The sequence below is a fragment of the Mycobacterium sp. TH-M11 genome (genome assembly GCF_057473725.1).
In genome coordinates this window covers 1-5,869 of record NZ_JBYCLD010000106.1, presented here as the reverse complement: position 1 = coordinate 5,869, position 5,869 = coordinate 1, and the positions used below count along the sequence as shown (strand labels likewise).

Annotated in this window: 5 protein-coding genes; 4 read left to right on the top strand and 1 reads right to left on the bottom strand. The window is 66.1% G+C overall.

Annotated features, from left to right (window positions below; genetic code table 11):
* The first annotated feature begins 75 nt into the window (after positions 1–75).
* The 4 genes from AC2VOG_RS04645 to AC2VOG_RS04630 all read left to right on the top strand — a co-directional run bounded on the left by AC2VOG_RS04645 (position 76) and on the right by AC2VOG_RS04630 (position 5,477).
* Positions 76–780, top strand: coding sequence for a PAS and ANTAR domain-containing protein (locus AC2VOG_RS04645; RefSeq protein ID WP_486938747.1), 705 nt, complete (start codon positions 76–78; stop codon positions 778–780).
* 82 nt (positions 781–862) lie between these two features.
* The gene (locus AC2VOG_RS04640) at positions 863–1,249 is read left to right on the top strand and encodes an STAS domain-containing protein (protein ID WP_486938746.1); all 387 of its coding nucleotides are present in this window, start codon (positions 863–865) and stop codon (positions 1,247–1,249) included.
* Entirely contained in the window at positions 1,246–5,148 is a 3,903-nt protein-coding gene (locus tag AC2VOG_RS04635) for a SpoIIE family protein phosphatase (RefSeq protein ID WP_486938744.1), read from the top strand. Before AC2VOG_RS04640 ends, AC2VOG_RS04635 begins: the two co-directional genes overlap by 4 nt.
* A gap of 50 nt (positions 5,149–5,198) precedes the next feature.
* On the top strand, positions 5,199–5,477 hold the full coding sequence (locus AC2VOG_RS04630) for an STAS domain-containing protein (protein WP_486938743.1): 279 nt from the start codon (positions 5,199–5,201) through the stop codon (positions 5,475–5,477).
* Between the two features lie 5 nt (positions 5,478–5,482).
* Here the strand turns inward: AC2VOG_RS04630 and AC2VOG_RS04625 are convergent, their stop codons facing one another.
* Complete coding sequence (locus AC2VOG_RS04625; RefSeq protein WP_486938742.1) at positions 5,483–5,764, bottom strand: hypothetical protein; 282 nt, start codon at positions 5,762–5,764, stop codon at positions 5,483–5,485.
* Positions 5,765–5,869 lie beyond the last annotated feature (105 nt).

The following is a 5,869-nucleotide window of genomic DNA, read 5'->3' as shown; positions in this document are numbered from 1 at the left end:
CGGGCCAGACCACGGCGATGCGTACCCAATCGGCTGCCGGCCGATCGGTAGGCAAGCAGTGGCATCGGTGCAAGGATGGTCAGCGTGCAGGAGCGGGCCGAGACGAGCGGCGACGCCGACATCTGGCCGACCAGATGGCCGGTCGTCGACGTCGACAAACCGGGTGTCGGCGCGTTCCGCTTCTGGTTTGTCGGGCAGCGCTGGGAATGGTCCGACGAACTCGCCCGGATGCACGGCTACGAGCCGGGGACCGTCGAGCCGACGACCGAGCTGCTGATGTCGCACCAGCACCCCGAAGACCGCGACCATGTGCAGGATCTGCTGGACCGGGCGTTGTTGTCCAAGAGCTCCTTCTCCAGCCGGCACCGCTTCATCGACACGGCCGGCACCGTGCACGACGCGATTGTGGTCGCCGACCGGATCTCCGATGCGGACGGGGCGGTGGTGGGAACCGCCGGCCACTACCTCGATCTCACCGCCACCTTCGTCGAGAACCGCCAGAACGCCCTCGACGAGGCCCTGCCCGATCTGTTCGAGGCGCGCGCCGTCATCGAACAGGCCAAAGGCATCTTGGTGGCGATCTACCGGGTCAGCCCCGAGCAGGCATTCGGCGTGCTGAGGTGGCGATCGCAGGAAACCAATACCAAGCTGCGTTCGCTCGCCAAGCAACTTGTCGCCGAAATCGCCACGCAGCCAACGCTGTCGGCGGACACTCAAGCTGCCTTCGACCACATGCTGCTGACCGTGCACCTTCGCATTCCGGGTGAATCCACCGCCTAGGTGTCCTGCCGGACAAGTGTCCTGCCAGATAGGCTGGATCTAGTGGCCGTGGCTCTGGCTGACGGAATCTGAGTGCGTCGAGGTGGGTGAGAACGCGATGGAAATGTTGGTGGTCGAATCCGAGGTTCGACCCGACGCTTTACTGGTGCATGCCTCGGGGGAAATCGATTCGGGTACGGCGCGCCAGCTTCGGTCGCAGCTGGAGTCCGCGTTGCAGCGGGCCGGCGGTCAGGATTCCCGACTGCTCATCGTCGACCTCAACGGCGTGACGTATTTCGGCAGCGCGGGGCTGAACGCGGTACTCGACGTTCACGAGCAGGGGCTTCGCGCCGGCATATCGGTCCGGGTGGTCGCCGACAACGGCTTGGTGGTGCGCCCGATCGAGGTGACGAACCTCGACAGCCTGATCGAGCTCTACCCCTCGCTGCCGGATGCACTGGAAGGCCGTGAGTCCGAGCGCGGGTCGTGAGCGGCCACGAACGCCGCGGCTGGCCACTCGATCCGAAAGTGCTGCCGCCTGACCTCGCCGTAGCCGTGGCGCGCGGCGGCGAGATGGGCCGACGGTTCGCTGAATTCGATTGGACCGCACACCCTTTGGGGACGCCGCAGGCATGGCCGGCCGAAATGCGCTCGGTGGTCGCAATGGTGCTGATGTCGAGTTTTCCGATGGTGTTGGGCCTGGACACCGACGAGCTGTTTCTGATCTACAACGACGCCTACATCCCGATCATCGCCGACCGGCATCCGGCCGCGCTGGGTCAGCGTGGCCAGTACGCGTTGTGGGATGTGTGGGACCCGATCCGCCCGATGCTGGCCAAGGTGATTGCCACCGGCGAAGCGACATGGTCGCACGACCTGATGTTGCCCGTCGTGACCGAGGGTAGGCGCCGCGAACGCTATTTCACCTTCACCTACAGCCCACTTGTCGACGATGACGGCACCATCTTCGGGCTCATCTGCCCGTCGTTCGAAACCACCGACCGGGTACTCAGCGAACGCCGACTGCGCCTGCTCAACGACGTGGCTTCCGCGTTGATGGACACCGACACCATCGACGGCGCCCTGCAGGCGACTGTCGCCGTGTGCGTGCAACGTCCCGCCGACGTGCCATTGATAGCCGTGTACCTCGACGGCCCCGAGGCATCGGGCGCGACGCTGCAGGCGGCGACGCCGTCGGTGCTGTCGTTGCTGCCGCCGACGCTGGCGGAGTTGACCGAATCTCCCGCGCGGCCGCCGACGCGAATGATCGACAACGTCGCGGCCTTGATCGACGGCATTGACGAGGTGTTGGGCGGCGACTGTCCGGACCATGCGCTGCTGCTACCGCTCGGTGAGGGAGCGGCCGGCGGGGCTCTGCTGATCGGGACGAATCCGCTGTGCCGACTGGACGACCACTACGTCGGCTTCTGTCAGTTGCTCGCCGACCGGTTGTCCTCGGCGATCGCCTCGGCGATGGCGTATGAACAGCAGCGGCGCCGGGCCGACACGCTTGCCGAGTTGGACCACGCCAAGACGGCTTTCCTGACAACCGTGAGTCACGAATTCCGCACCCCGCTCACGCTGTTGCTGGGTCCACTCGACGATGCGTTGAGCGACACCGGCATCGGCAGGGTGATGGCGGATCGGCTGGGCACTGCGCGTCGCAATGCGGGACGGCTGCAGCGGCTGGTTGATTCGCTGTTGGACTTCTCCCGCATCGACGCCGGCCGCACCACCGCCACGTTGGTGTGTACCGACATCGGTGCGCTGACGGCGCACATCGCGTCGTCGTTTTCCGAACTGTGTCGACGCGCCGATCTTGAGTTGGTACTCGATTGTCGCCCGGCGCTGGCCGACATCGATCCCGGTCTGTGGGAAACCATCGTCCTCAACCTGATGTCCAACGCCGTGAAATACACCCCGGCCGGTTCCATCACGGTGACCGCACACGGTGATAAGGCCTTCTGTCGCATCATGGTCCGCGACACCGGTGTCGGTATCGCCGAGGATGACCTGAAGCATTTGGGGGAGCGGTTCTTTCGCGCGGAGAACGCGCTCGGGCGCAGCGTCGAGGGCAGCGGGATCGGCTTGTCGTTGGTGCGGGGCCTCGTCGAAGTGCAACACGGGGCTGTCGAGTTCGACAGCCGACTCGGCCGCGGCACCGCGGTCACCATCCGGTTGCCCCGATCCGTGCGTGGTAAGCCCACCGCCCATGCGCCGGCGGGACTTCTGCACAACCCGTACGTCGTCGAGGCTGGCCAGTGGGTGCCGCCGCGAGCGGCGGGCGCCGCGCTGCCGGTGTCCGACGGTCGTGAGCTGGTGCTGATCGCCGACGACAACGCTGATATGCGAGCCCATTTGGAGCGGGTGCTGTCGACACGCTGGCGGACGGTGCTCGTCAGCGACGGCCTAGAAGCCCTCGAGTCAGCCCGCCGACACCACCCCGATGCCGTCGTGACCGACGTGATGATGCCGCGACTGAACGGATTCGAACTGCTCGACGCCATCCGGGCCGATCCGGCGTTGGCAGCCACCCCGGTGCTGATGCTTTCGGCAAGGGCCGGCGCGGACGCCGTCAGCGCGGGGTTCGCCGGCGGCGCCGACGACTACCTGCCAAAGCCGTTCAGATCGCAGGATTTAATCGACCGCGTGGCCGCCCGCCTGTCGGCCGCGGCGCGCGAACGCGCCAGCCGGCGAACCAGCGACGCCCGGGCACGGACAGCGCTGGACTTCGCTCAACTCGATGCCGCGCTAAAGACCGCTGATTCGAGCGTCGCGATCGTCGATGCGCTGCAGGGCGCCGCGTTCGTGACGGGTGAGCCACCGATCATCTGCCTTGGGTTGCTCGACACCGAGGCGAAGACGCTCCGATTCGAATACAGCGCCGCGGTGCCGCCGGAGATCCGTGACCGTTACCACATTGCGTCGATGGACACCCCGATCGTGCCGGTGGATGTCATCCGGACCGGCCAGTCGATGGTTATCACCGACACGCTGAGCCTCAGCTCGCGTTATCGGCACGTGGTGGGCGAGACGTCGGACTTGGTGCGGTCGTGTATCAGCCAGCCGCTGCGGGGTTCGGACGGGAAGATCATCGGTTCGCTCGGGATGCTCTGGCCCAAGCCGCGGCAGTTCGCTCCCGCTGAACTCGAATGGGCCGCCCAGGTGGCCGGGGCCACCCAGTCGAGGGTCGACCGTATCCGCAACGTGCAACGCGAACACCGGATCGCCGTGGACTTCCAAGACCACCTACTCGACCTCGACCATGGGTCGACGGCGGCGGTCGTCGCCGCGGTCTATCAGCCCGGTGGTGAGGCGATGCGAGTCGGCGGTGACTGGTATGTCGTACTGCCGCTGGAAAACCAAGGGCGGATTGCGTTTTCGGTCGGCGACGTGGTCGGGCACGGTCTGCCCGCCGCAATCGCGATGAGCAGGCTGCGGGCCGGCTTGGCGGCCAGCGCGCTGACCGACGCCGACCCGGGCGCGGTGCTGGCTAACTTGGACCGGTATGCGGCCACCGTGCCAGGCGCGCGGTGCGCGACGGTCAGTTACGCGGTGATCGACGACGGTTCGAACCCCGACACCGGCGACGGCATCGCCCGAATCAGCTACTCGTGCGCGGGACATCCCTATCCGCTGCTGGTGACCCCGGACCAGCCACCGGTCTACCTGTCGCAGGGCCGGCGGCCACCGGTCGCGGCCTCGGAGAGAGCGCTCAAGGGCAACACTGCGGTGCACGAATTGCCTTCCGGCAGCGTCGTTCTGCTCTACACCGATGGACTGATCGAGCGGCCCGGTGAGGCACTCGACGACGGCTTCGACCGGTTGCTCGGTGCCGCGGCGTACCGCGCCGACCTCCCGGTCGGCGACCTGTGCGACGAGTTACTCGACCGGATGGCTCCGCCCGGCGGTTACACCGACGACGTCGTGCTGCTGGCGCTGCGTCCCTGTCACAGCTCCACCCGAAGCTTCGCCACCGTGGTGCCCGCGTCCCTGGATCACATCGCCGATGCGCGACATCGATTGCGCAGCTGGCTTTCCGGCATCGACGTGAATCCGCGACGGGAATCCGACATCCTGTTGGCCACCGGCGAGGCGGTGACGAATGCGATCGAGCACGGCAGCGGCGCCGATGGCAGCAAGACGGTTTCCGTGGAAGCGTTCGTACGCGGCCAAACTGTCACCGCCACCGTCAGCGACGCCGGTCAATGGTCGGGCGATTCGTCGGCGAGCCAGCGCAGCCAAAGGCGCGGCCGAGGACTGACCATGATCAACGGTCTGGCTGACGATGTGAGGACGGTCCGGACCGCCGCCGGTACGCGAATCACGTTGACGTTCGATCAGGCGGTACTGCCGGAGTCGGGTCTCCTGAAAGGCGTTACGGCATGAGGCACGCGGAGTTCGAGCTGCAGAGCGTCTGTGAATCAGTGCCGGTCGAGGTGACGCTGACCGGCGAGGTCGACGCGTCCAATGTCGTCGACTTTGACCGGTCGGTGCGAGCCGTTCCCGGTGAGCGGCCGATGATCCTTGATCTGACTAATGTGAAATACTTTGACAGCGCTGGCTTCTCGGCCCTGGACAAGCTGCTCGCCGACAACGAAATTGTTATTGTGTTGGCGCCGACAAGCTTCATGTTCCGGGTGGCGGAGTTGATGTGCATGCCGATCCACCACGACGTCCAAGCGGCGCGTCGCATGCTCGGCGCCGGGGCGGGCTGACGGCGTTACTCGGCGCTCTCGATGGCCTCGCCGAGCTCCTCGAGCAGCTTGTTGTGGTGATTGCTGGCAAGCAGGTGGCCGCCGGCGATGACCAGCGCGACCGGCCAGTCGATCAGCTCGAACGCAGCCAGCGCGGCCAGACCCCCGTAGTAAGCCAGCGCCTCGGGTGGGGGGATTTCGAACTGCCCGAAAATCGGCAGATTGATCGTGAACGTCTCGCCTTGTCGAATATGGGCAACCGCTTCCGCCTGGGAAGTTCTGCGTCGCGCAGTCTTTTCGGCCATCATTTGCCTTCCGGTAACTCAACCTTTGCCATTGCGTGCGTTATTGCGGTCACTGTCGGGGTTATGTCGACGACCGACGCTCGGGCCGACCCACTAGGCGAAGCTGTG

Excerpts from the sequence above, each read along its gene's own strand:
- AC2VOG_RS04645 (WP_486938747.1), top strand. The coding sequence starts at position 76 with ATGGTCAGCGTGCAGGAGCGGGCCGAGACGAGCGGCGACGCCGACATC.
- AC2VOG_RS04625 (WP_486938742.1), bottom strand. The coding sequence starts at position 5,764 with ATGATGGCCGAAAAGACTGCGCGACGCAGAACTTCCCAGGCGGAAGCG.